18 protein-coding genes and 3 pseudogenes are annotated in these 24,694 nt (G+C 59.1%); 9 read left to right on the top strand and 12 right to left on the bottom strand.

What is annotated here, in order from left to right:
- Window positions 1-499: 499 nt before the first annotated feature.
- Window positions 500-1,249 (top strand): outer membrane protein, encoded by a 750-nt coding sequence (locus BLS48_RS31365; protein WP_091586067.1) that lies wholly within the window; start codon window positions 500-502, stop codon window positions 1,247-1,249.
- Between the two features lie 732 nt (window positions 1,250-1,981).
- Here BLS48_RS31365 and BLS48_RS31370 read toward each other — a convergent pair.
- A complete protein-coding gene (locus BLS48_RS31370) occupies window positions 1,982-4,378 on the bottom strand; it encodes a transketolase (protein WP_091586069.1) in 2,397 nt (798 codons plus the stop codon).
- 125 nt (window positions 4,379-4,503) lie between these two features.
- Here BLS48_RS31370 and BLS48_RS31375 point away from each other — a divergent pair, with 125 nt between their 5' ends.
- Window positions 4,504-4,977 (top strand): Lrp/AsnC family transcriptional regulator, encoded by a 474-nt coding sequence (locus tag BLS48_RS31375; protein WP_091586071.1) that lies wholly within the window; start codon window positions 4,504-4,506, stop codon window positions 4,975-4,977.
- A 422-nt stretch (window positions 4,978-5,399) separates the two neighbouring features.
- Here the strand turns inward: BLS48_RS31375 and BLS48_RS31380 are convergent, their stop codons facing one another.
- On the bottom strand, window positions 5,400-5,603 hold the full coding sequence (locus BLS48_RS31380; protein ID WP_091586073.1) for a hypothetical protein: 204 nt from the start codon (window positions 5,601-5,603) through the stop codon (window positions 5,400-5,402).
- Between the two features lie 709 nt (window positions 5,604-6,312).
- Entirely contained in the window at window positions 6,313-6,741 is a 429-nt protein-coding gene (locus tag BLS48_RS31385; RefSeq protein ID WP_091586075.1) for a BA14K family protein, read from the bottom strand.
- 577 nt (window positions 6,742-7,318) lie between these two features.
- Between BLS48_RS31385 and BLS48_RS31390 the strand changes: the two are divergent.
- A pseudogene (locus BLS48_RS31390) lies at window positions 7,319-7,769 on the top strand (Ros/MucR family transcriptional regulator).
- 919 nt (window positions 7,770-8,688) lie between these two features.
- On the opposite strand, the pseudogene BLS48_RS31400 reads toward BLS48_RS31390, so the two are convergent.
- Window positions 8,689-9,004 (bottom strand): annotated as a pseudogene (locus BLS48_RS31400) (EthD family reductase).
- Window positions 9,005-9,224: 220 nt separating this feature from the next.
- Window positions 9,225-10,625, bottom strand: coding sequence for a phospholipase D family protein (locus BLS48_RS31405; protein ID WP_091586079.1), 1,401 nt, complete (start codon window positions 10,623-10,625; stop codon window positions 9,225-9,227).
- 350 nt (window positions 10,626-10,975) lie between these two features.
- Here BLS48_RS31405 and BLS48_RS31410 point away from each other — a divergent pair, with 350 nt between their 5' ends.
- Window positions 10,976-11,179: a CsbD family protein gene (locus BLS48_RS31410; RefSeq protein ID WP_091586081.1), complete on the top strand. Its 204-nt coding sequence runs from the start codon at window positions 10,976-10,978 to the stop codon at window positions 11,177-11,179.
- A 592-nt stretch (window positions 11,180-11,771) separates the two neighbouring features.
- Here BLS48_RS31410 and BLS48_RS31420 read toward each other — a convergent pair.
- From BLS48_RS31420 to BLS48_RS31445, 6 genes and pseudogenes are all read right to left on the bottom strand, one after another.
- Window positions 11,772-11,960, bottom strand: a pseudogene (locus BLS48_RS31420) (low affinity iron permease family protein); the annotation flags it as partial.
- Window positions 11,961-12,514: 554 nt separating this feature from the next.
- On the bottom strand, window positions 12,515-13,600 hold the full coding sequence (locus BLS48_RS31425; protein ID WP_091586085.1) for a sensor histidine kinase: 1,086 nt from the start codon (window positions 13,598-13,600) through the stop codon (window positions 12,515-12,517).
- Between the two features lie 93 nt (window positions 13,601-13,693).
- Window positions 13,694-14,737, bottom strand: coding sequence for a sensor histidine kinase (locus BLS48_RS31430; RefSeq protein WP_091586087.1), 1,044 nt, complete (start codon window positions 14,735-14,737; stop codon window positions 13,694-13,696).
- On the bottom strand, window positions 14,734-16,221 hold the full coding sequence (locus BLS48_RS31435; protein WP_091586089.1) for an ATPase domain-containing protein: 1,488 nt from the start codon (window positions 16,219-16,221) through the stop codon (window positions 14,734-14,736). The genes BLS48_RS31430 and BLS48_RS31435 overlap by 4 nt, the downstream gene beginning before the upstream one ends.
- A gap of 191 nt (window positions 16,222-16,412) precedes the next feature.
- Window positions 16,413-17,390 (bottom strand): SDR family oxidoreductase, encoded by a 978-nt coding sequence (locus tag BLS48_RS31440; protein ID WP_091586091.1) that lies wholly within the window; start codon window positions 17,388-17,390, stop codon window positions 16,413-16,415.
- A gap of 393 nt (window positions 17,391-17,783) precedes the next feature.
- The gene (locus tag BLS48_RS31445; protein WP_091586116.1) at window positions 17,784-18,218 is read right to left on the bottom strand and encodes a hypothetical protein; all 435 of its coding nucleotides are present in this window, start codon (window positions 18,216-18,218) and stop codon (window positions 17,784-17,786) included.
- Window positions 18,219-18,266: 48 nt separating this feature from the next.
- Here BLS48_RS31445 and BLS48_RS31450 point away from each other — a divergent pair, with 48 nt between their 5' ends.
- On the top strand, window positions 18,267-18,644 hold the full coding sequence (locus BLS48_RS31450; protein ID WP_143019564.1) for a hypothetical protein: 378 nt from the start codon (window positions 18,267-18,269) through the stop codon (window positions 18,642-18,644).
- 127 nt (window positions 18,645-18,771) lie between these two features.
- On the opposite strand, the gene BLS48_RS31455 is transcribed toward BLS48_RS31450, so the two are convergent.
- The gene (locus tag BLS48_RS31455) at window positions 18,772-19,785 is read right to left on the bottom strand and encodes a LacI family DNA-binding transcriptional regulator (protein WP_091586095.1); all 1,014 of its coding nucleotides are present in this window, start codon (window positions 19,783-19,785) and stop codon (window positions 18,772-18,774) included.
- 158 nt (window positions 19,786-19,943) lie between these two features.
- Here BLS48_RS31455 and BLS48_RS31460 point away from each other — a divergent pair, with 158 nt between their 5' ends.
- Genes BLS48_RS31460 through BLS48_RS31475 form a run of 4 tightly spaced genes read left to right on the top strand, consistent with a single transcriptional unit; the run spans window position 19,944 to window position 24,311 of the window.
- On the top strand, window positions 19,944-20,885 hold the full coding sequence (locus tag BLS48_RS31460; protein WP_091586097.1) for a sugar ABC transporter substrate-binding protein: 942 nt from the start codon (window positions 19,944-19,946) through the stop codon (window positions 20,883-20,885).
- Window positions 20,886-20,941: 56 nt separating this feature from the next.
- A complete protein-coding gene (locus tag BLS48_RS31465) occupies window positions 20,942-22,471 on the top strand; it encodes a sugar ABC transporter ATP-binding protein (RefSeq protein ID WP_244529985.1) in 1,530 nt (509 codons plus the stop codon).
- Entirely contained in the window at window positions 22,468-23,463 is a 996-nt protein-coding gene (locus BLS48_RS31470; RefSeq protein WP_091586103.1) for an ABC transporter permease, read from the top strand. The genes BLS48_RS31465 and BLS48_RS31470 overlap by 4 nt, the downstream gene beginning before the upstream one ends.
- A gap of 11 nt (window positions 23,464-23,474) precedes the next feature.
- Window positions 23,475-24,311: an N-acyl homoserine lactonase family protein gene (locus BLS48_RS31475; protein WP_091586118.1), complete on the top strand. Its 837-nt coding sequence runs from the start codon at window positions 23,475-23,477 to the stop codon at window positions 24,309-24,311.
- Window positions 24,312-24,694: the final 383 nt, after the last annotated feature.

Genomic DNA, 24,694 nt, shown 5'->3' on the forward strand with positions numbered 1-24,694 from the left:
GAAGTCTTCCGTCAGAAGATACTGTCGGCCAATAGATGAACGCGCTAACCTGCCTCGCTGCGAAGTCGCGCTTCAGCAAGAACTCACACAGCTATTTAGTAATGCGACAGTTGCCCCAGTTAGAGAGGCGACACTTCCCGCTTCCGAGGCTGGTCAACATGAAGCTGGAAAGGAAGGCTGGCGACTTCACAGAGCCTGGCGTGCGACCGGGCTTGTTGCGGGAGCCGTCATGCCTTTGGTCACCTTGTCGCAAATAGAGCTGCATCGTCTCGGACGGCGGCTCTCCCTGTTGCCTCGCGGCAGGAACGGGCGGGTTGTCGAGCGCAGCCAAACAAAGACGAATCGGATAATATTAGCGCGCCCTGAAGTATCAGGGCGTGATTATTGTTGATCACCTATTGTTGATCATTTACTAGGCCGGTGATGCAGAATCGTCACAGTAAAAAATTGCAGTCCGGTCTATTCTCCCAATTGAGGGTTTAAAGGACGGGAGCAGTCAGTGTACAAAATTCTTGCAATTCTTGCGGTTGCCGGGTTCGGCGTAAGTGGCGCGTCGGCAGCCGATATGTCCGGCCCCATTGTCGGCTCGGCTTACGATTGGAGCGGCCTCTACGCCGGCGCACATCTTGGCGTGGCAAACGGCGACATCACCGCGACCGACGTGACTCAGCCCGACGGTGGCTTTTTCACAGATGCGGTGCCTGCGGGCACAGAGGGCTTCGATTTCAACAAGGCCGGCGTTGCTGGTGGTGCTCACATTGGCGCGCAGTATCAGTGGAACCAGTTTGTTTTCGGTGGCGAAGCGACCTGGACCGCTACGGGCATAAAGAAGACCATCGTCAGCCCATACTTTCCGGACAGCGATACGGAAACCGGCAAGATTTCCAACTACGTCACGGCCGTCGGGCGCGTCGGCTATGCCTTCGATCGGGTCCTGATCTATGCCAAGGCCGGCTATGCAGGCGGCAAGGTAAGGTTCACGGCACGCGACAACGACGCCTTGGTTACATACGAGAAGAACGATTGGCAAAGCGGCTACGCGCTCGGCGCCGGGCTTGATTATGCCATCACCGACAACATATCGCTGGGCGTGGATTACACCCATATCGATCTTGGTTCCAAGACCAGCACCGGCAACAATGTGTTTGATAATGGCACCCTTGGAGCCAATCCGGAGACCTATCGGACCGACGCCAAGGTGGATGCGGTGATGGCGCGCGTCACATACAAATTCGGGATGGGGCAGTAGCCAAGACGGTCGCGTCCCGCGCCAAATCGATTTCGGAAACGAACAAAGCCTGCCTCGGCCTACACCTGGGCAGGCTTTGTGTTGATAGATGGTTGTCGAATTGCGCCGGTATGTCTTGGCCGGCGTCGGTAATGCAGTAGTGCATGCCATGCACCCCAATGCAAAACTGGCCTGATCGACAAGCGCATTCCCCCTCATCTGCGTCCGGCCCTGCCACTGCCCGTCGGGCGAGCGCTCGGCCCGATCCGTCACCAAGGGAGGCCGTGCAGTTCTTCGTGCTGACCCGCATCGATCCGACGTTGCAGACGAACGTACTGCTTGGCAGTGCGAGATTCCGTCCTTCCGACCACTGAATGGGACGTCTGACGTTACGGATGGCTGCACAATCAATGCCATGGCGCCTCGCCCATTCGCATTGCGTCGATGCCGAGAGCTCAGTGCCAGCCTGGCCGGAGAATAGCAGCCAGCACAGGTTGCGATCAAACGGTGAGGATAGAGATCCGAAACATTCGCCCGCATAGTGGGGCGCTTGCAGCTGAGGCCGGGAAATCGCGTGACGATCAACGTTTAATAGCACAAAGAGCAGCCGCCGAACGGAGGCATGGGGGCCAACCACCGCGGGCATGGTGCTCGTGACGCACGGCAGTGACCGACACAACGACCAGCGAACAGCGCCGTCAGCTGGCCGAGAGTGCAGCGCCTCCAATTTGGTAGCTTGATGCTTAGCCGGCCTTAAAGGACTGTCCTCAAGTGCCGTATTGGCTTGCCGGGCGCAATCCCCTGCGCAGCATGGGCGATACTCTGGGCGTCAAGTCCATGGTGCCGATAGAGATCGGCGATAGTGCCGGCCTGGCCGAAATGCTCGACGCCCAACGAACGCGTTCGATGTCCTTTGACGGACCCCAGCCACGCCAGCGTGGCAGGATGGCCGTCGATGACCGTGATCAGCCCACAGGTGGATGGAACATCCTCCAGCAATCGCTCAACATGGCTGCGAGCGTGAACAAGTCCGTGCTCTCTGGATCGTTGCGCGGCGGTCCAGCCAGCATTCAGCCGATCCGCAGACGTTACGGCCAGAAGCCCGACATCACGCCGATCCTCGCCGATTAATCCGGTCGCTTCGATTGCCTCCGGGGCAACCGCGCCACTATAGGCGACCACCACCTGGGCGTTGGGTCCTGGTTTGCGCATCCAATAGCCGCCATTGAGGATGTCTTCGGCGAGCGCTTGATCAAGCACGCGTTTCGGTTGCTCGATCGGACGGGTCGAAAGTCTGAGATAGACCGAGCCGCCGACGGCGTCCCTGAGCCACGTCACGGGATCGGGTTGGGTATCGCCGGAGCGCTGCAGGTAGTCGAACGAAAACCGCAGGATTGTCGCGAGCTCGTCGACGAAAGCCGGTTCGAAACTTGCGAGCCCATCCTGTGCCATCCCTATCAGCGGCGTTGCAATCGATTGATGGGCGCCACCCTCGGGTGCAAGCGTCACCCCTGAGGGTGTTGCGACGACTATGAAGCGGGCGTCCTGATAGCAGGCATAATTCAACGCATCGAGGCCGCGTTCGATGAACGGGTCGTACAAAGTCCCAATTGGCAACAGGCGTTCGCCGAAAATCGAATGGGACAACCCAAAAGCCGACAACATGAGGAACAGGTTCATCTCGGCAATACCGAGTTCCATGTGCTGACCCTTGGGGGAGAATTCCCAGTTGAAAGTCGATGGAATGCGTTCTCGCTTGAAAACGTCGGCCAACTCTTTGCGGGCAAAAAGTCCGCGGCGGTTGACCCACGCCCCGAGATTGGTCGAGACGGTGACGTCAGGCGAAGCTGTAACGATCCTTCTCGCCAGATCGGTATCCTGCTTCGCGATCTCGTGCATGAGAATCCCGAAACCTTGCTGGGTCGACATTGAGGATTGCAAGGGAACGGTGAGGGCCGCAGGCGGCGCAATCTTTGATGCTTCATAGCGACGCCGCCCCTTGGCATTGAAGGGTGCCGCATTGATGAATTCCCTCACCTGCCCTTCGGGATGCGAAAGGCCTTCGAATGGCTCCCATTCGCGTCCGGACCGCACGCCGAGCCTGGCTTGCAAGTCCTCGATTTGAGTCGAAGTCATCAATCCGGCATGATTATCCTTGTGCCCCGCCAGCGGCAGGCCGAAACCTTTGATCGTATAGGCAAGGAAGCAGACTGGCCGATGATGAGTACGAGCGTGCTCGAACGCCCCCAGCAACGAAGGCAGGTCATGCCCCCCGAGGTTCGTCATTAGCCGGGCCAGCTCCTGATCAGAACGGCTCTCGATGAGCTTTGAAACCGGACCCTGGTCCCCAATGTGATCCAGCAGCCGCTTGCGCCATGCCGCCCCGCCCTGAAAGGTCAGCGCCGAATAGAGCTGGTTGGGGCAATGCTCGATCCAGTCGCGCAAGGCCTGGCCACCTGGCTCGTCGAACGCTTCTTCCAGAAGAGTTCCATATTTGAGGATGACAACATCCCAGCCGAAATTCTGGAACAATGAGACAAAGCGCTCCCACAGCCCTTCCCTCACGACGGCGTCCAGGCTCTGGCGATTGTAGTCGACGATCCACCAGGTATTGCGCAGGCCGTGCTTCCAGCCCTCGAGCAAGGCTTCGAAAATGTTGCCTTCATCCATCTCGGCATCGCCAACAAGAGCAACCATGCGGCCTTCCGGATGATCCGTGGCCATGCCTTTTGACCGGAGATAGTCCTGCACCAGTGAGCAAAACAGCGTCTGGGCGACACCGAGACCGACCGAGCCGGTCGAGAAGTCGACATCGTCCGTGTCCTTGGTTCGTGAAGGATAGGACTGGGCGCCCCCATAGGCGCGAAACGCTTCCAGCTTCTCACGCGTCTGATTGCTGTAGAGATATTGGATGGCATGAAAGATCGGGCTTGCGTGCGGTTTGACCGCGACCCTGTCTTCTGGACGCAAGACACTGAAATAGAGCGCGGTCATGATGGTAGCAAGCGAAGCTGACGATGCCTGGTGGCCGCCAACCTTGAGGCCGTCATCATTCGATCGAAGGTGATTGGCGTTGTGGATCATCCATGTCGATAGCCACAGTACTTTCCGCTCCAGATCTTCCAGGCACGCCAGTTTCTGTTTCGTCATTTGTCGGCTCCCATATGTGACGGCTCGAGCATACCGGCTGCAGGCCGGGATTGCGGCCAAAACTGCTATCGCTTAGGAGAGATCTTTCGCATCTGAGCCAACCAGAACGCCGAAAGTGCAAATTTGTGCCAAATCATGAGATCGATGATATCGACCGCAAGCTGCTCGCAGCGCTTCAGGCTGATGCTCACGCGACGATGGAGAACCTCAGTGAAATAGTGGCTCTCTCCCCTTCTCCCTGCGCACGTCGGGTTCGGATGCTCGAGAAATCGGGAGTGATCAAGGCCTATGTGGCGGTCGTCGACCAGGTGAAAGTTGGTCTGCCTGTCAGCGCATTTGCCTCCGTCAAACTGGAACGACAGAGAGAAGAGGAGCTGGACCGGTTTTCAACTGCCGTTCTGCGCTGGCCGGAAGTCGTGGAGTGTTACCTGATGACCGGCAAGATGGACTTTTTGCTGCGTGTCGTGGTCAAGGACCTTGATGCGTACGAAATGTTCTTGAAGCAGAAGCTAACCAGGCTGGACGGCGTCGCCTCCATCGAGTCGAGTTTTGCCTTGGGCCAGGTCAAGCATGCGCATGGCCTGCCAATTGCTCCCTAGCAGAATATCGCGGTGTAAGGCATTGGTGATATTGGCTGCAACAAGCCAGACGGTATCGGCGTATCCTCGGGCGTGCGGCCAATCCCGGATCTACAGAGCAGCAGAAGGCCGCGGCGCCTTCTGCTGATCGGCGGAGTAAGTTCCCGGACGCCGCTGCAGCTCCAGCCGCTTCGGGACCCTCGACGAAGCACGGTGCTCCAGCAACGATGGAACAGCTGGACGGTATTCTGACAGAACGGGCTGAAATCTTTCCCAGCGCTGACGCCCAGGTACGATCACGCGCCGGGGGGATGAGCCGAAATTCCCGTATCACTTGCAGCCGGTTTTCCCCGGCACCGAGCGAGATCACGACGAACTAGCGATCAAAAAGTCGATTTGTGACAGGCGTACAGGCCTTGGGATTTCGCGCCGAGGCTCAATCTCTAATACTTCTTGCGGGCCGTGAGGTCGGCAAAGATCTTCTCGCGATCACCCTGATGTTTCTTGACCAAGGCAAGGGCCTGTTCGCGGTCGAGAAGCCCGAGCTTCATAATGAATGCCAACTCATGCTTGGGCAGAGCTGCATCGGGCACCTGTGCGCGGATACCCCGCCCGCGCTTGCCGCCAACGGTTTGTCCGTCCGACATGACGTTATGAACTCACACTCGTTGCTGTTGATCCTGATGTCGGCCTCCACCTCAAAATCTCGTTGTTGGCCATTGCTGCGAACCTATCGGCGTCATCGCGCGTCAAACCGACCAGCGACTGGCCCGCACATTCGGCCGGCAGATCCAAAATCTGATCAAAAACCGCCCACGTCTCAGACGGCTCCTGCACCACAACAAATCGCATAAATCGCTCCCCGACTTTGAACGTGCCCTAAATCTACGATCAAGGATTCTGTTCCCAAGCGCCAAGGAGAAATTCGATGGCGAACCCTTGAGGCGACTGCTGTGACGTCGAAACAGCTGTCGGCGCTCCAGGCCATCAGAAGCCCCGCGCGCTACTCGGGCTGGTCGATCAAGGCATGAATCGGCTGCCCCGAGCTTGCACGCATGGCTCTTTTCAGGCCTTCCGGGCAGCGGCGTCGTATCCGCCGGCAGATCTACAATGTGCTCCATCGCGTCAGCCTCGACCGTGACGCGGCGACCGCTTCCCCATCAGATATGAACATTCATTGCGCTCATCCTGGGAACCATACTGACACGCAACTGTTTGTGTTGGTGGCGGCGGACCATACCGCCTCCCCTCAGGCGAATGAAAAGGCTCTCCGGAGCCGTTCGCCGTCACCCTCTAATGTCATTCCAATGAAAGGCCCGCGCGCGGCGGGCCCTTCGAGCCATGCTCGGACCAATGTCAGTAAGGCGAATTGCACTGCCGACGGGGGCCGCTGTAAGGCTGATAGGTGTTGTCGGACGCGCGATAACTCCGATAGTGATCGTAGCACCACTGAACATGAGCGTTGCCTGAGCGGTGGTTGATGATCGCGCCGCTGATCAGCGCCCCGGTCGCGAAAGCAGCGAGCGGAAACCAAAAATCGCCATGCCGGCGATAGCCTCGCCGGTACTCGCGATAGCCGCGGTGGCCATTCCAGTACATGCCGTCATTGCGGGTAAACCTACGGTGGGCGCGGTGCTTTATCCACGGCTTATAGTCGACCGCCTGCAAATCGCTCGGCGCTGATGGCGCCGGCGGCGCAAACACTGGCGCCGCGCCCGCGGGCACTGCCACTGCGAACGATGCCGACAGACTGGCCGCCAGCAGACCTGATACTATCTTGTTCACGATTTTCTCCTCAGAGGGTTGGTTTACATCCCTATGCGTTTCTAACATTCGAAGGGCTTCATGGTTCCGATTGACGGCAGCGATCCTCCTGGTAGTCCACAAACTGAAAGCGCGCCGAAACGTTCGTTGGGGCAGCGATCCGGCTAAGAAGTCCGCAAACCCCGTCTCGATGTAGGGGCTGAACGCCTCCGAGATTCCTCCCGGGCATCTCAGCCACGAGCCGGCCAGTAATGGTGAGAGCGGATGGCTTGTCTGCAAACTCCCGATCAATCTCGACGGGAAAACCGCGATCCCATGAGCGATGAAGACCCACGATATTCGCCGTCACCCGGTTCTGGTTCGCCAACCTGCTTCATGGCCGTTCTTATCAAGCGCAAATAAGTAATTTGACATACATACCAGGTAAATCATTATAACAATAAGAATTTATTCAATGGTCATTGCGTTGATTCAAATAGATCATGCCAATAGGCGTTTTATGGGTGAATATCGTCGCCACTGTAACATTGCGAACAGGTTGCCTTGTGGATCGCTGGTCATTAAAGAGGATCTCTGGCGATTTATGAGGGACTGACACATGACTGACGAAACTGACCCTGTTGCAGCCGAACTTATCGAGCTTACCGCAGATATTGTCTCCGCCTATGTCAGCAAGAACCCGGTACCGGCGACCGGCCTACCGGAAACAATCGCAATCCGTGCATAGGTCACTGTCCAGTCTAAGTGGGGCCGCAGTAGCGCCTACCGAGCCTCTTGTGCCTGCAGTGAACCCAAAGCGGTCAGTGTTTCCGGATTACATTGTCTGCCTCGAGGACGGCAAGAAATTCAAGTCGCTGAAACTCCATCTTGCAAACGACTTCGGCCTCACGCCGGAAGCCTATCGCGACAAGGGGGGCTTGAAGCCCGACTATCCCATGGTCGCTCCTACCTACGCAGCCACTCGGTCGGCTCTGGCAAGGGCGAGCGGTCTGGGCCGTCGGGCCGCTCCGGTCAAGAAAACGCCCGCGAAGCGGAGGGCGAATGCCTAGTTTTAGACATCGCAACTGTGTCCTCGCCTCAATTGGTGAAACGTTTTCCTACAGCGGACGTTCTTCCCGGCTTGGGCAGAGTGGTCTGTGTCAGAAAGTCCAAGGGAAACGGCTTCCGCGATCGCAGCGTGACCGACCCTGTCGACCCGCCCTTAGACATGATGTAGGCGCGACTGCGAAGTGTATCGTTTTAATACAATCACCAATTGCTAGACTCGCGCGACGGATAGGCAGTTAGTTTCTGCGCCAGGGCAAAAAAGGGGGAACACCTCGAACTGGGAGGAAGCGATGTCTGTACAAAAAAATGACTATCGAACCAACAGAGCCGACTACGCGATTGCTGCGACACATGGCCGGGTGATTGCTGACGACACTGTTCGAGACGAGATGCTGGCAAGAAAAAAGAAGGCCATGTGGCTAACAGAGCGGCGATCCGGCAGGTTGGGGGAGAACCCCATGGAAAGCTCACCGATGCCAGCAAGAAGACCTCGCGGTTAGAGCTATTAGCCAACAATCAAGAACGCTAAAGATGCCCGAGTGAGAGACATGTGAGAGACATGCGGGTGTTGCCACTCATGACCCGTTGGACCGCGCAAGATGTCTGTGGCTACAGAAAACGCCAGTTAAGAATTGCGAGACCGTGCGGCCGCTACAGCAGAGACCTGGCTTGGTCTGAAAATCCACCGTCTCTGCCGGGTGCGTTTCTTGGATAAATGTTTCGGCTCAGGCCACCGACTCATAAAGCGCATCCAGATTTTGGCTGAAGCGAGTTTGACGAGAGCAAGGTAGTTTTCGCTTCAACGGCAACCACATGTTCCCGATCGTCGACCGGTTCGGCACCGGCTACGTCACCATGGATCAGGTGCGCCAGCACCACGCCGATCCCGGAAAGTTCAACGGCCTGAGGCGCCGAAGCCCCCTACCCTCCAACGATTTCGCTGATCTGCACGATGGGCGCGATGTCTGTATAGTTGGCGACGTCCGCGAAGATCTCCGCGCGGTGGGGACCGAACGCCTCCTGGAATGTCCCCAGCGTCGGCGAGTAGATGTGGCACGCCGCGACGAACTCCGGCGCGCTTCCAGGTTCGCGACACGCAAGGCCCTTATCGATCTCGTAGCGCAGGCAGGCATCGCCGAGCCGTTCCTGGATCAGTGGCATGTGGCGGGTGGGGTAGCAGTCGGCATCGAACTTTCGAGCGGCCATCAGCCGGATAGTAGACGCTCATCTTGATCATGGTCGGGCTCCTGCGAGCGCGGGGTTATCGCTCACGCGCAGGTCGCGCCTGAAGAGCACGATCGTCGGCGCCGAACCTGATCTACCGTTCATCATGCGTCCGGATCACTTTGCCGGCGTCCAACTGGTATTCTTGCAGACCAAGCCGCTGGCCACACAGCCGCGCGTCGTCAACCCCTTGCTGGCGACCCGCAGCGTCATCCAACGATTCGCGTCGTTGCCTAAAGTTGAGATTCGATCGGAAGGTAGCGGACCAAAGCCGACAGGATGCGGCGGAAAATTACTGCTTCTGGTTCGTGCGTATAATTTCGCAGCCTGCCTGCGTCGCATCCACGCCAATGCAGGACATTGTTCTTCAGTTCGAGCCGATAGCTCGCTTCAGGTGATATCTCCGATTTGAATTGCTGCCGGAGTTCAGCGACCAATCTCTCATCCTCAAAAAGCACGCCCATTTCCGCGTTCAAGGACACAGACCGCGGATCAAAATTGAAGGAGCCTACGAAACCTGTCTTGCCGTCGACACTGAAAGCTTTGGTGTGCAGGCTGGCGCCCTTGGATCCAAATACCGAGATCGCCGGCTGCCGGCTGTAGGGCTGAAGCTCGAAAAGCCTAACGCCATTTCTGAGTAATCGCTTGCGATAATTCGCATAGGCGCCATGAACCGCGGCAACATCCGTTGCGGCTAGGGAGTTGGTCAAAACCGCGACTTGCACCCCCTCGCCAACGAGGTCGGACAAAATCCTGCAGCCCCTCTTTCCAGGAATGAAATATGGAGACACAATTTCCAGACTATTGCGCGCTGACTGAATGATGGGAAGCAACTGCTTCATCAGCCAACTGCGACGTCTCCAGCCGCGCGCCTTCTCTGGAGGGTCGGAAATCACTCGAACGCGTTCCACCCAATGCACGTCGTTGCTTGCCGCGATAAACTCGGCGATGGACACTCGATCACCGATTCCGTTCAAGAAATCTAACTCGGTTTCCGCATTGCTTCCTTCACATGAATGGGCATGCATGGTCTCCGCGGCCAGACCGAGCTCATCAATTGGCTTTGCTTCCTTGCAGGCCCAGAAAGTCTCAAATATTTTGGCGGTTTGCTCCACGGCGGGACCGAGTAGAAGCACGTCGAGGTCGCGGAAATTGGTTTCCGCGGCATCAAAATAGGCATCGCCAACGTTGCGCCCGCCGACGATGGCGATGTTGTCGTCGGCAATCCACGCCTTGTTGTGCATCCTCCTTGTCAATGCAAAAAGACGCAAGAGAACTTCCAAACCGCGCATGATGCCGCGTGCTCTGATGCCGCTCGGGTTGAACAACTTGAGCTCGATGTTTGGATGATTGCTCAAAGCCAGATATGCGGAATCGCTCTTGCGCGGGTTGACGTCATCAAGGAGCATTCGTACGTGCACGCCCCGCTGGGCGGCCCGGAAAACTTCCTGCAGAAGCAAGCGCCCGGTGTGATCGTCGTGCCAAAGGTAATACATGAGGTCGAGAGTTCGAACTGCGCTTCTTGCCGCCAAAACGCGCGCTGCGAAGGCATCATAATTGTCTGCGATGAGCAGCAGGCCACTCTTGCCCGTTTTGATTTCGTCGACCGTTGTTTGCGCGATGGATATGTCCATGAAGTGGCCACCTTCGGGAGAGGCGTTCGAGGCGCCGCCTGCTTAAAAATCATATCAAGAACCCGCCAGAGCCAGTCTGGTTGCATGCAGGCTGTCTGACCTCTGGAGTACCTACGCGACCGGCCCTTGTCTGCGATCCAGTCATAGTGGTCAGCGGCGTTGCTGGTAGGTTGTAGTCGCAGGGACTCCCCTTACCTCCGCTTGGGCCTCCTCTCCCCAAAGGCCCAACCAACCCCGCCTGGCGCCGGCCGTCCCCTGCGCTGGAGCGCGGGTGCGAACAGAAACCCGCCTTGGAACCTCCATCGCCGGACGACGTTTCGCCTTGTGTGAAACCAAGGAGGCGATACGCCATGGACTGGAACCGCGTCGAAGGAAACTGGAAACAGGTCAAGGGTAAGGTCAAGGAACAGTGGGGCAAACTCACTGACGATGACCTCGACCGCATCGCTGGCAAACGCGATCAGCTCGAAGGCAAGATCCAGGAACGTTACGGCATCGAAAAGGATCGGGCGCGTCGGGACATTGATGACTGGTATGGCCGGCAAGGCTGGTAACTCGGACGACCATTCTGAGCCAACGTCAGACGAAATTCTATGTGACCACTGCGCGGGAACGTTGAAGGAATTGCGGCGAGTGCCCGCGCAGTCTCCAGAGAATGAAAAGCGACCGTGCCCTCACGCAACGATCCTCCTTCGCACTCGATAGGAGACCCGCGGTTCACAGGCTCGCTTGAGGGTTCATGCCGCGCTGTTCGACTCGCCAGAAACGGTAACCGCAGCTATGGCCTCGATCCGCTGCACATGCTCCGTAGCAATCTTGAGCAGAATCCTGGCCGTTTCCTCGGGCTTCCACCCCTGCGATTCTGAGGCGGTCACCAATGCCGCGAATGCGGGCTCCAGTGCGACTTCGCAGTTGACCTCCCGATCAGGGTTACCCTCGGGCAAGATTGGTGGTTCAATGGCTTGGGACATGCACACAAAGCCGCTCGGGGATCAAAGGTTCCAGAGCCGATGTTGATACAATGCATCGGGTCCCATCAGAGAGGCGTGTCTCTTTCAGCGAAGGGCAAGCCTCTGTTGGTCTTGCCGAGTCGTCTTCGTCTCACGCACAAGGCGTTCCCTAGCGAAGCGGACTAGATGCTCTGGATATCGCGGCGGTATCCCGATAGCCCTGAATCAACACGACTCCCGTGATTATGATAGCCGCAACCGACAATGCATACGTCACGACATTCGTCAGCCCGAACGGCACAAGGACGGTCATTGCAGCAATCATGACGTAGAAGCCTGGAGGACGCGACAGAAAATCAGCTGCTACGAAAAGAAAGCGGTTCATTGTGACAAGCCTCCTCCCCGATCGCGTCGAAAACAATCAACTGCCGACATTCGCCTATGCTCCCAAGGCGAAGACGGCAAACAAGGCGGTAATGGCGACACAGACAGGCACTGCCAGCAGCATGCCTGCTTCTAGAAATCGGGTCGCTCTGTCAGTTAACATTAGAGGCTCCTCAAGCACTTCGATGAAAGAGAAATCTCGCAATGCCAAATGAGTTCCACTTGCCGGCCAGCCTTCGAGCCGACTGCCATAAGATTTCGTTCACTGTCGCGTAGGTAACACAGGGGCCATCGGGATCGGGTCCCGCAATCCTGGACTCGACCAGGCTCAACTGGTCATCTCGGTTTGCAACAGCGCACGAGCTTCCATTCGTGTCAGTTCGACGCCAGACGAAAGCGTAGAGACCGGGCAGGAGTAGTCCGGGGAACAGGAATAGGGGTAGACCCGAAAAACCATGAATGCGCCGAGGGGACGCTTGCGGGGCCGAGCATAAAACCTTGTTCCCTGAAAGCCCGTGGACGCAAAGCAGTCTTGTTGCGCTGCTACGCCGACCGTCAAAGAGCCGAGGCAGCAGACCGCCTGAACATGATCGTCACCTTGGTGCCTTCGCCAGCACCTGACCTGACATCGAATTCGGCCTTGGCGTTCTCTGTTAGCGAGTGCGCGATGAGCGCACCCAGCTTGCCGCGCTTGGGCCATGTCTCGCCTTCCGGCAGGCCGACGCCGTCATCAGCGACGACGATACGGCAGCCGTCGCCAGCAACGGTGCTGTGCAGGGTTATGGTGCCGCCCTCCCGCCCCCGAAAGGCGTGCTTTAGCGCGTTGGTCAGCAGTTCATTCACCACCAGTCCCGTCGGCATCGCGACGTTGACCGACACCGGATAGGTATCGACCTTCATGTCAAGGCGAATGCCCTCGACCGCATGCGAATTCATCACCGCAGATGCGATCTGGCTGAGATAGACGCCAAGATCGATCTCATCCTTGTGATCGTCGCCTGACAGCGTCTGGTAGAGGATCGCCAGAGCGTCCACGCGGCCCGCCAGCCTCTCGAATCGCTTCTGATCCGGCTCGGTCGCGTTGCGTGTTTCGAGGCGGATCAGGGCAGTGATCATCTGTAGATTGTTCTTCACCCGATGCTGCAACTCGCGCAGCAGCATGTCCTTTTCTCGGACGCGCTCTTCCACAGAGTGCGCTTCCTCCGTCTCACCGTGCTGCGAGACATCCACCATCGCCACGAGCCGGAAGCAGACCTCGCCGTTGTCGTTCTCGATGACATTCGAATAGACGTCGACGATCGCCGGCTTGTCCTCGGCCCGGTTCAGCCGGAACGTGCCGACGAAATCTGTCTCTTGGACCACGGCCTCAAACAGCGCGCGGTCCTTCTGCCGGTACAAGCCGATGCCGGAAAGGGCCTCCCAGTGTTCGTGAGCAAGTTTCGCCGCCTTCAAACCCGAGAGTTTCTCGAATTCCGGATTGGCATAGACGACGCGCTCCTTCGCGCCCAGGTCCGATACGGCAATGGCAATCGGCACCTGGTCGAGGAACTTCTTGAATTGTTCGCTTTCCAGTGCGCTGGCAAGGTCGGGGGTATCGAGCAATTGCTCGACCGCATCGGCCTTCTCGGAATCGGATGTCATCGGCGCAGGCCTGCGTTCTATTCGGTTGTTACCAATATCAGCGATACCAGCAACCCGCCATGCCAAAGCTGGAAGCGGACATCGCAATATGCCTCAGGAGTAGGCTGGCACGAGTCGAGTATCGCGAAGCGGCAGCGCCATCGTGAAATGCAGACCATCACGGTCGTAGTTCAGCTCGACCTTGGCGTCACATTGGACAGCCACCACCTTCTCCAGCAACGTCGTGCCGAACCCTCGCCGCTTGGGCGGCTCGACCTTCGGGCCATCGTGCTCGCGCCAGTCGAGATTGACGATCCGAACGTTACTGGCGCCGCGCACCGACCAACGCACGTCGAGCCGTCCGTGCGGGCGCGAGAGCGCGCCGAACTTGGACGAGTTGGAGGCAAGTTCATGGAATGCCATGCCAACCGGTATCGCAATGTCGGCGACCAGCGCCACGTCAGGGCCATCGAGCAGGATACGCGGCCTGTCGCGCGTCTCGTAGTGCCTAAGTTCGCCCTCCAGCAACTTCTTCAGCGAAGCGGTCTGCCAGTAATCGTCAGTCAGCATTGAGTGGGTATCGGCGAGCGACACGATCCTGGCCGAAAAGTCGCGCACGAAATCCTCGATGCTGCCGCTAGACCTTGCCGTCGCGCCCATCATCGCCCTCACATTGGCCAGCGTATTCTTGACGCGGTGATGCAACTCCCGGATCAACAGCTGCTGCCGGTCGGCAACCTCCTGCCTCTGCTCGATGTAGGATTTGACCTCCAACTGACGCGCCCTGGCGCGCAGGGCCGACCGTACCGAGTTGGCAAGGCTCGAAGCCAGGAAGGGCCGCTCAAGCACAATCAGGTAGCGATCGAGAAACGCCAGCCGCTTGTCGAATTCGGTTCCGCGCATCACCAGGAGCACGATTGGAAAATCGGACCATGCCGGTTGGTTGTCCAGCCATGATGCGAATGTGGCACGATCAGAACTGATCAAAGCTTCCTCGGCAACGACGAGACACTGCGCCTCCACCAGCAACGGCACGGTCTCTTCAAGCGACGAACAAATACGAGTGCAGATCTGGCTGGTCGCCAGGATCGATGCGGCGATCTGGGCATCCCGCCCCAAAGGAGCCAGGACCAGGACTTCAGGTTGCATCGGCATCATGATGCCTTGTCACTCAGAAGATCGGCTTGTTTGCCTTCGAAGAAGGGAACTCCGGTCAGAATGCCTCTGAACTGATCAAGCGGCTCGCTGACAGAAAGACCCTGGCTGCGGATCCTGAATTCGCGGATCGTATCCTCATGCGCACCAACACGCTTTTTAACCACCGATATTGCCCTTCGAAGACGTCCACCGCTCTCGAAGAAGCGCAATAGCATCACGGTATCGCACAGGTAGGTCATGTCCACCGGTGTCGCCATCTGGCCGATCAGCCCATGGTTTGCCAGCAACAGGATGGTAACCACGCCCTTCTGGTTCAAGTAGGTCAGGATCTCATGCATCTGCAGCACGAGATGCTGCTCCTCCGCCATGGCATTGAGATAGCCGGTGAGGCTGTCGATGACGACAATCCGGACGTTGGATTCATCCACGCCGGACTGGACGCGCGCTGACAACTCACCCGGCGAAATCGCAGCCGGATCGATCTGTTCAAGCAGGAGGGTGCCATCGTTGACGAACCTCTCGAAATCCATGCCAAGACCGGCTGCTCGCGTCAGAAAGATACGCTCGGTCTCGTCGAACAGAAGCACTTGCACGCGCTCGCCACGAAGCAACGCGGCGTGGCAATAGGTGCAAGCGATCGTCGACTTGCCGACTCCTGACGGTCCCATGAGCAGCGTGCTCGTGCCACGGTCAAGGCCCCCTCCGACAAGCGTGTCAACGGAGCTTTCACTCAGTGCCGGTGCTCCGTGCTCGGCTTCCTCATGCTCGCCAGCCACGAGCCGGGGGAAGACGGTAACGCCGCCCGGCCGGATGACGAAATCGTGGAACCCGCCGCGGATTTCCACGCCCCGCATCTTGATGACACGCAGGCGGCGTCGCTCGCCACCATAAACGGGAGATAGTTGTTCCATGCGGATGACGCCATGACTTATGGAATGCAGATTGAGGTCATCATGTTCGGCTGTCAGGTCGTCCAGCAGCAGCACGGTGGCGTTGTTGAGAAGAAAGAAGCTCTTCAGCGCCAGGACCTGGCGGCGATAGCGAAGAGAGCCCTGTGATAACAGCCGAATTTCCGAAAGGGAGTCGAACACAACCCTGTCAGGTTTCATTCGCTCGATTTCGGCGAGTGCGGCCTGCACCGTTTCGCCAAGTTCGAGATCCGAGGAATGGACAAGCGTCTGCAGTTGCGACGGGTCGAGGCTCAATTCAGGAGGAACCAACTCCAGGATTTCTATGCCCTCGAGGTCCCAGCCATGCCGGTTGGCTACCGAGGTTAGTTCCCGTTTGCTCTCGGAAAGGGTGATGTAGAGACATCGCTCTCGATTCCGCGCGCCTTCGATCAAGAACTGAAGGCCAAGCGTGGTCTTGCCGGAACCGGGTCTTCCTTCGACGAGATGTGACCGAAACTTCGCGTATCCCCCTCTTAGCACATAGTCGAGGCCTTCTACGCCCGAAGCTGTTGGTGTTGCATCGTCCCGGATCACGCTGCCCCCCTTTTTGATCCCCTTAAAGACTGCGTAACGCCGTGGATTTTCAATGGTTCCTCCGACAGCGAGGCTCTCTGATGGTTATCCGTCACCCGCCATGGCGCTGCGGCCGGTTCGCCGGATAGCCTCGTTCCTCGACGATGGGTGCCAAATTGGCGATCAGAGGGAACCGTTCCAGATGGGGGTGATCAATAGCCACCAATCACCGGCAGGATCTCTCCAGTGATGTAGCTGGAACATTGTGGCGATGCCAGAAACACATAGGCCGGCGCAATCTCTTCCGGCTGTGCCGGGCGCTTCATCGGTGTTTTCGCGCCGAACTTCGAGACGTCGCCGGCCTGCTTTTCAGACGGGTTCAGGGGTGTCCACACCGGACCCGGCGCGACTGCATTCACGCGGATTCCCTTGTCGATAAGGTTGCCCGATAGCGCCCTTGTGAAAGCGTGGATACCCCCCTTGGTCATCGAGTAATCGATCAGTTCCTTTGACCCGTCTATGCCGGTTGTCGAGCCCGTGTTGACGATTGCCGAGCCGGGCTTCATATGCGCAACCGCCTCCTGAGCCATATGGAAATAACCATAGAGGTTGGTCTTCAAGGTGGTGTCGAAATGCTCCTCGGTCAGGTCGGCAAAATCGGTCGAATGCACCTGGAATGCTGCGTTGTTGACGAGCACATCGAGCCCTCCCAATTGCTTGAGCGTATTGCTGACAGCTTTGCGGCAGAAGGTTCGGTCCGCCACATCTCCGCGCAGAATGATGCAGCGTCGGCCTTCGCTTTCCACCGCCTGCTTCGTCACCTCGGCGTCGCCATCCTCGGACAGATACACAATCGCCACATCGGCGCCTTCGCGTGCAAAAAGAACAGCGACGGCCCGCCCAATACCGGAATCCCCTCCGGTGACCAGCGCCACCTTTCCCTCGAGCTTGCCAGAGCCGCGCCAAAATGGAGCATCGTAGAGCGGAGCTGGTTTGATCTCGGATTCATGGCCGGGTTTTAGATGATGCTGCTTTGGAAACGGCGGCACCGGGTATTTTCGCGCACCAGCCTGCATCGCCCCGGTGGTTTTTGATTTCGGTTTCGCTCGATCGTCGGCATCGACCTTGCGCTGTACGCGCTGCTGCTTTTGCACGGTCGTTGAGGTCTCGGTTTTCCTATCGCTCGGCATCGGTGTCTCCTGGGTTGCGGAGGAACAACGTGCGTCTAAGGAAAAAGTTGGCGGCGCTCGCTGCAAAAAGCTCAGGTGTTCGATCCGTGGACCCTGGTTTGCCAGATCGAGCGGACGCGTCGTGCTTGGTCCGCGCCATGCCAGGCCCCGAAATCGGCATCGCTTCTTGGACCTCGCGTAAAGTGCAGCAGGGATTCGATTGCGCTCCGACCGCTCGTGGCGCGTTACACCTTCGTCATCAGGGGGAGAGAGGCGGTGGAATCCGTTCACCGCCTCGTCTTCCGAACAAGCCGAACTGAACTTCGCGCCGGCCAACGACGGCGTCCTGGCCACCATCCTGAGTGTGTGGCCCGACGGCGCCGCCGGCGGTGGTCGAGGCCAGACCTTGCAGCCTCAATGCGCGAATGTTCCACGCAGCCAAGCGATGAAGCCGAGCCTCTCGGACATTACCGCACGGACACGAGAGGCAGCCCATCGCGCTCGTATCGTCGCGCCGACATGGCAATGGCAGACGATTTCGTGCAACTGCCAGTCGGTCAGTTCGAAGAAGCGCTTGGCTTCACCGTAGGTGTCGTCTCTCAACCCTTGCGCGCGAAGAATTGTATCCTCAAAGGCAACAGCGAGAGGCGAGTCGTCGTGACGCATTTTTTCGCGTATCTCTGGGAGCTTGTGTTCGGTGCCCGTAAGCGCTTCGAGACGCCGATCGGGATTTTGCTCCAGAAGTTTTGCCCAACGTTCGAGACGCTGGCTCCGAGTCGCAATGAGGTCTGTTGGTTCAGCGTGAACGTCGGCAACGATAGAGAGTTGGTCAAGTGTTTGGTGCTTCACAGCCGCCTCCTGTTCAACAGGTGAGTTCGTCCCTCCGCAGGCGAAATTATGGCGCTCCACGAGGCCGACAAGGCCCGCATGCACGGACTGTTCGATCACTTTCTGATGCCGAAGTCCTGCAGCAAGCGCCGCCTTATGCCTGCGGAGCTCATCTTCCTGAACCGACGCCGTTGCATCAACCGGATCCAGAGAGGATTGCGGACCAGGACCGGCCCCCAACGAGCTGACCTGGGCGGCCGCAAGGGCGACGTCGACGACTATCTGATCTTCCTGATCGAGACGGTATGGATGCAGGTCGGCTTGTTTCTCAGGAACCTGACAACCGAGTTCGAGAACAATCTCGCCTGCATTCTAGACCTCGATTACCACGAGGAAGCCGCAACCGCGATCGAGTGCGCGTACGCGCTGTCATCGTGCGCGACATAAACCACAGCGTGGCGCATCTTTTGCAACACGTCAGGTTTCCGGAAACGCCGAACTGATGGCCGGGAATCATCATGAGCTGGCCAAAACTACCTTCTCCGGCGTTGCCCGCGGCCCAGGACAGGAACCGTCAACCGAAATCCCTGCGCAGCGGCGTGCAGCTTTCCCCGACGATCAGTGCCGGCTGAAAGACGATGCTGCGCACAGGCTCGGATCCCCTTTCCTCGATACGATCCACGAGCAGGCGCAGTGCTTCGTTGGTCATGTCGGCAATGGGGTGCTCTGTCCTCGTCAGTCGTGGCTTCAGGCCACCGGCGCCTGCTACCGTGTCCGTCGAGACGATCGAGACGTCCTGCGGACAGCGCAAGCCAAGATCGGCAATGGCTCGCATCACGCCGATTGCCATGACGCCGTTCGCAACATAGATCGCAGTCGGGCGGTCGGGCGACCCCATCATGTCCCGAGCGACCGAATAAGCGGCTTCTTCGCGAAATTCGCCGGACCGGACGTGGCCGGGCTGCGGCGCAAGCCCCCGCGCCGCCATCGCATCGATCATGCCGTCAAGCCTGCCCTTGCTCGTCGACAGCTGCATCGGACCGGTGACCGAGCCTATGCGCCGATGACCAAGGTCGAGCAGGTAGTCGACGGCCTGCCGTCCGGCCGACCGATTGTCTATCGTGACCGTATCGGCGCCATTGCCTTCGATCGATCGACCCAGAAGAACGGTGGCGATGCCATCGAACTCATGCGGTTGGTATTGATTGGCCGCGCCCACCGGCACCAGAACCATTCCGTCGCAACCAAGGGTCCGAATTCGCGACAGGATGCGCCGCTCCGTGTCGGGCTTTTCATCGCTGTTGAAGAGGACGAGTGAATAGCCCCACGCGGCCACGGCCGCCTCTGCCGACCAGACAATGCGCGCGTAGAACGGGTTGGAGAGATCGGCCACCGCCAGGGCGATCAGCTGGCTGCGGCTGCGGCGCAGGTTGCGGGCGGCCAGCGACGGTTCATAGCGCAGCTCGCGAATGGCGGTGACGACGCGAGCCCTCAGCTCGGGGCTGACAAACGCAGTATCGTTCATGACGGCCGAGACCGTCGCAGTCGATACGCCCGCCCTTCTGGCAACGTCTTTGATGGTGGCCATTTTGCCCTGATAGCTAATCGTTTCGCTGAAGTCTCGGTCAGATTTATGGCGGTGTCCAGCGGATTCATGCTTGCATTGGGTCGCGTTTTGCAGGACGTTAGCGAAACGGTTTGCTGTCGGGAGGCTCGGGCGGCAAATGAGGCGAAGGGAGGAGAACCATGAAAAATCTAGCTTGCATCATCGCCGCCGGCGCGCTCTCGCTCGCGGCGGCCGGCGCCGCGGCGCAGGACAAGCCGCTTCTTGGCATCGTGTCCATCAGCGCCACGGAAGCCAACAATGTCCGCTACATCCAGGGGGCCACAAAGGCCGCCGATGAGCTTGGCTGGAAGACCAACGTCGTGGATGCCGCCGGCAGTGCCGATCAGGCAAACGCGGCGATCCAGAATTTCGCGCAGCTCAAGGCGCATGCAATCATCGACATGGTGTTTCCCTATTCGTCCATCGGCGCGGGTCTGGCTGCCGCGGGAGACGCTGGAATACCCGTCGTAACCTGGGGCGGCGGGCTTGGCTCGAGCGTTGCTGCAACGAATGGCTCGGGCGGCCCGATGGCGATACCGGTCGTCGATCTCATGGTCAAGAAAATGGACGGCAAGGGCTCGATACTGGCCCTCACTTATAGGACCGGCGAAGTCTGCCGAAACCGCGAAGTCGTCATGGACGAGATCGTCGCCAAACATCCCGAGATCACCGTCACCAAGAACGAAGTGCGCATTCCCGGCTACTTTGAGGACGGAGCTCAATACGCAAATGCCTGGTTGGCCTCGCATCCGGCCGGCAAGGAAAACCTGGCGATCTGGGGATGCTGGGACGACCCGGCGATTGGCGCCATCGGCTCATTGCGCGCCCAGGGGCGCGATGACGTGCTCGTTTATGGCATCAATGGCAATGCCCAGGCGCTGGAAAACATCAAGAACGGCTTCATGACGGCAACGGCCTGGCAGGACAGCTTCACCGAAGGCTACAACATGGTCAAAATGCTGAAGGACATCAAGGACGCTGGCGGCGCGTGGCAAGCCAAGGCGGCTGAGGTTCCAGCCGTGCTCGTGACCAAGGAGACTGTCGATGCCTTTCTCAAGGACCATCCGGAAGCCATAAAGTAGGGTTTGGTTTGGAGGCGGCGTTCACAAGGGGTGCGCCGCAGCCAGGCGGCGCTGAAATGACAACTCCATTCCTGGTCGCACGCGACATCGCAAAGGCCTTCGGCGGCACACAAGCGCTGAAGGGCGTATCGCTCGACATTGCGCCCGGTGAAATCCACGGTCTTGTCGGTGCCAATGGCGCGGGCAAGTCGACCTTCATCCGTATCCTGGCCGGACTGAACCATCCCGATGCCGGTCGAATCGAACTCGACGGCCACAGCCAGGAGATTGGCACCCCGCAGCGGGCAACCGAACTCGGCATGAGCTTCATCCATCAGGAGCTTGCGTTTGTGCCCGGCATGAACGTGCTGCAAAACATAATGCTGGGCGTCCCGAAGAAAACGCGCTTTGGGCTGACCGATTGGCGTGCGATCGCGCGCGACGTTGCGCCGATCGCCAGGCGCGTGGGCATATCCGCCCCGCTCAACGCGGGCGTGAAGGGCCTTTCCACGGCCGAGATATGGCTGATCAACATTTGCCGCGCGCTGGTGCGCAAGGCGCGGCTGATCGTCATGGATGAGCCGACGGCATCGCTTGCGGCAAGTGAGGCCGAACGGTTGTTTGCAATCGTGCGCGATCTTTCCGCCTCAGGCGTGGCGGTGCTCTACATTTCGCATCGGTTGGACGAAATCCTGAGCCTGTGCACGCGCGTATCGGTCTTTCGCGACGGCCGCTCGGTGGCCGAGCTCGCCGGAGACACACTGCGCCGCCCCGCGCTGGTCGAGGCGATCGTTGGCGGCGCAATTCGGGATGCTCAACGGACAGCCCCCGAACGCCCGCGCGGCGGTGTTGTGATGGAAGCCAAGAAGCTGACGCGGGCGCCGAAAGTCCTCGGCGTCAGCCTTCAACTCCACGCCGGCGAAGTGTTGGGCATCGGGGGCCTTGTCGGCGCCGGGCGAACCGAGCTCGCCCGGCTGCTTTTTGGGGCAGACCGGCCCCACAGCGGTGAGATGACGCTCGTCGGTCGGCCCTATGCCCCCGCCTCCCCCGCGGCGGCCGTCCAGGCCGGGCTTGGACTGGTCCCGGAGGAGCGGCGTGCGGAAGCGCTCTTTCTCTCTAAAAGCATCGCCTTCAATCTGGGCATCGCCAATCTCGACAAGGTTGTTATCGGTCGATACCTGCCGCTGATGAACCGCGGCGCGCGGACGTCCATGGCCGGCGAGATCATGCGGTCGCTGTCGATAAAAGCGCGTAGCGCAAGCACGCCCGTTGGCAGTCTCAGTGGCGGCAATCAGCAGAAAGTTGCGATCGGCCGCTGGCTCCAGCGCACCCCGAAGGTGCTGATCCTCGATGAGCCGACGCGAGGCGTCGATATTGGAGCACGCGCCGAGATTCACCGGCTGATCCGCCAGCAAGCCGAATCCGGAATGGCGGTGCTGGTGATCTCGTCGGAACCGGACGAACTGCCCGAGCTGTGCGACCGCGTTCTGGTGATGGCGGAAGGCCGCATTGTTCGCGAGCTGAGCGGTGCAGGGGTGTCGCGAAAGGCGATCGTCGAGGCAAGCTATGTCGAGCCGGAAGCACTGATGGAGGATCATCTGGCATGAGCGATATTGCGATAAGCGCCCGGCGTCTGTCGCCCTCAACCAAGGCGGCGCTTGGTATCTTTGCCCGCTACGGGACAATCATCGGACTTCTGGCGATGATCGTCACATTTTCGATCCTGTCGCCCGGCGCCTTTCCCACCGTGGGCAATTTTACCAATGTGCTGAACCAGGCCTCGCTGGCCATGATCATTGCTGGCGGGCTGACGCTTGCCGTGGTTGTTGGCGAACTCGACCTGTCCATAGGCTTCGCCGCCAGCCTGCACGGCATTTTGATCACCGGCCTTGTCGTCCACGACAAGCTGCCCATCCCGCTTGCGGTGATTATCGTCATCGCTTTGGGCGCGGTGATCGGCCTCGTCAACGGCTTCATCGTCACCAAGGTCAAGGTCAATTCCGTTATTGCGACGCTGGGAGTGGGAACGATCCTTACGGGCCTGGCCTTCGCCTATTCCGCCGGCGTTCCCATCGTGGCAGGCGTGCCGGAGGCATTTCTCCAGCTTTCCCTTGGCCGTTGGCTGTTCGGCATCCCGAACAACATCATCGTCATGATTGTCGTTCTCGGTGGGCTTTGGGTCCTGGTCGAGCGGACACCGCTCGGCCAGGAGATTCAGGCTGTGGGCGGCAACGCCGTGGCCGCCCGCCTTGCCGGGGTGAATGTCGACCGCATCAAGATCCTCGGCTTCGTCATTTCGGGAATGTGCGCCGCACTGACCGGGATCCTGCTTGCCTCACGGCTCGGCAGTGGCACGGCAAGTGCCGCCGATTCCTACCTGCTCACCGCATTCGCAGCGGTGTTCCTGGGCTCTGCAACCCTGCGTGACGGCGAATTCCATGTGCTCGGCACGCTGGTCGGCGCCCTCATCATCGCCTTCGGCTTCAATGGCCTTAACATTTTCGGCGCCCCGACATTCTCGCAATATGTGCTGCAGGGCGCCATTCTGATCATTGCGGTGGGCATGGCGAGCCTGGGCCGATCGCTGGCGGAGCGTTGAAGGAGAAAGCGATGACAGGCGAAAACATGCATTGGGAGGTCTATGTCGTCGAATTCGCCCGCTCCAGGCAGCAGCCCTGGGTGGATCTCGTCGCCGGCATGTATGAGGATGGCAAGGTCGATCTGCCCTTTTCCTTTGTCCTGCTGAAGCGTGGCGACCGCAACGTGCTGGTCGACACCGGGTTCATTCAGGAATCCAGCACGGCCTTCTCGCTGAAATTTGGCATTCCCTACTGGATCTCCCCGGTTCGCATGCTCGCCGAGCTTGGCGTTGGCCCCGACGCGATCACGGACATTTTCGTGACCCATGCGCATTTCGATCACATGGGATCGATCGCCGAGTTTCCGAATGCAAATCTCCACATCCAGAAAAGCGAGTTGCTGTCCTGGTACGAGGCGATCGCATTGCCCCCCCGTTTCGGCTATCTCACCGCCATCATCGATCCGGATACCCTGCGCGCCGCCCTTGACGCATCGGTCGAACACCGCGTCTCGTTGATCGACGGCGACAAGGACGACGTACTGCCGGGCATCCATGTGCGACTGGGCAGCGGCCACACCATCGGACAGCAATTCGTCATCGTCCAGTCTGCACGGGGCAGACTGGTGATCTCCGGCGACTGTGTCTATTCCACCCGCCAGATCACCGGACACAAGCACGACGGCGTCTACGCGCCGCTGAACAATGCCGTTGGCAGCGTCTGGGAGCAGTTGAAGACCATCGACCGCATCAACACCGAGATTGGCGGCGATCTTGGGCGATTGATCGTCCTGCACGACATAGAGCGATGGAACGGCCTGCCGGTCATTGCCGAGCTCGAAGGATTCCGGATCGTCAGGGCCGGATAGGGGCGCCATGGGTTCGGGTTGTAGCCCCCCTGAAGTCGATGAATCCGACGCTCCCGGCGACATAGCGTAGCAAGCGATCCACGGCATTGCCTAGTTGGCCATGTAGCGAGCCAACGGTCGCCCTGTCGGTCGATACAGGCACACGGGATATCTCGTGTTCCGCGCGGAACGAAGCCGTCACGATAGTCTGGACGGAGTGTGAAGGGCCGCAAGTCAAGGAACCGGCTACGGAAGCAAGTTGCTGGAGCGCAGCGTTACAGGGCACTTGCGCGGCGCCATCACCTATGAATGGGAAAGCGACGGCCTCGTGGTCACTTTGAAAGTGAACCCGGACCGCCTCGCTCAATGAAGCTAACGACGTTGAGGAGGCGCCGTTCCGCCGT

It is taken from the genome of Mesorhizobium qingshengii, assembly GCF_900103325.1.
GTDB lineage: Bacteria > Pseudomonadota > Alphaproteobacteria > Rhizobiales > Rhizobiaceae > Mesorhizobium > Mesorhizobium qingshengii.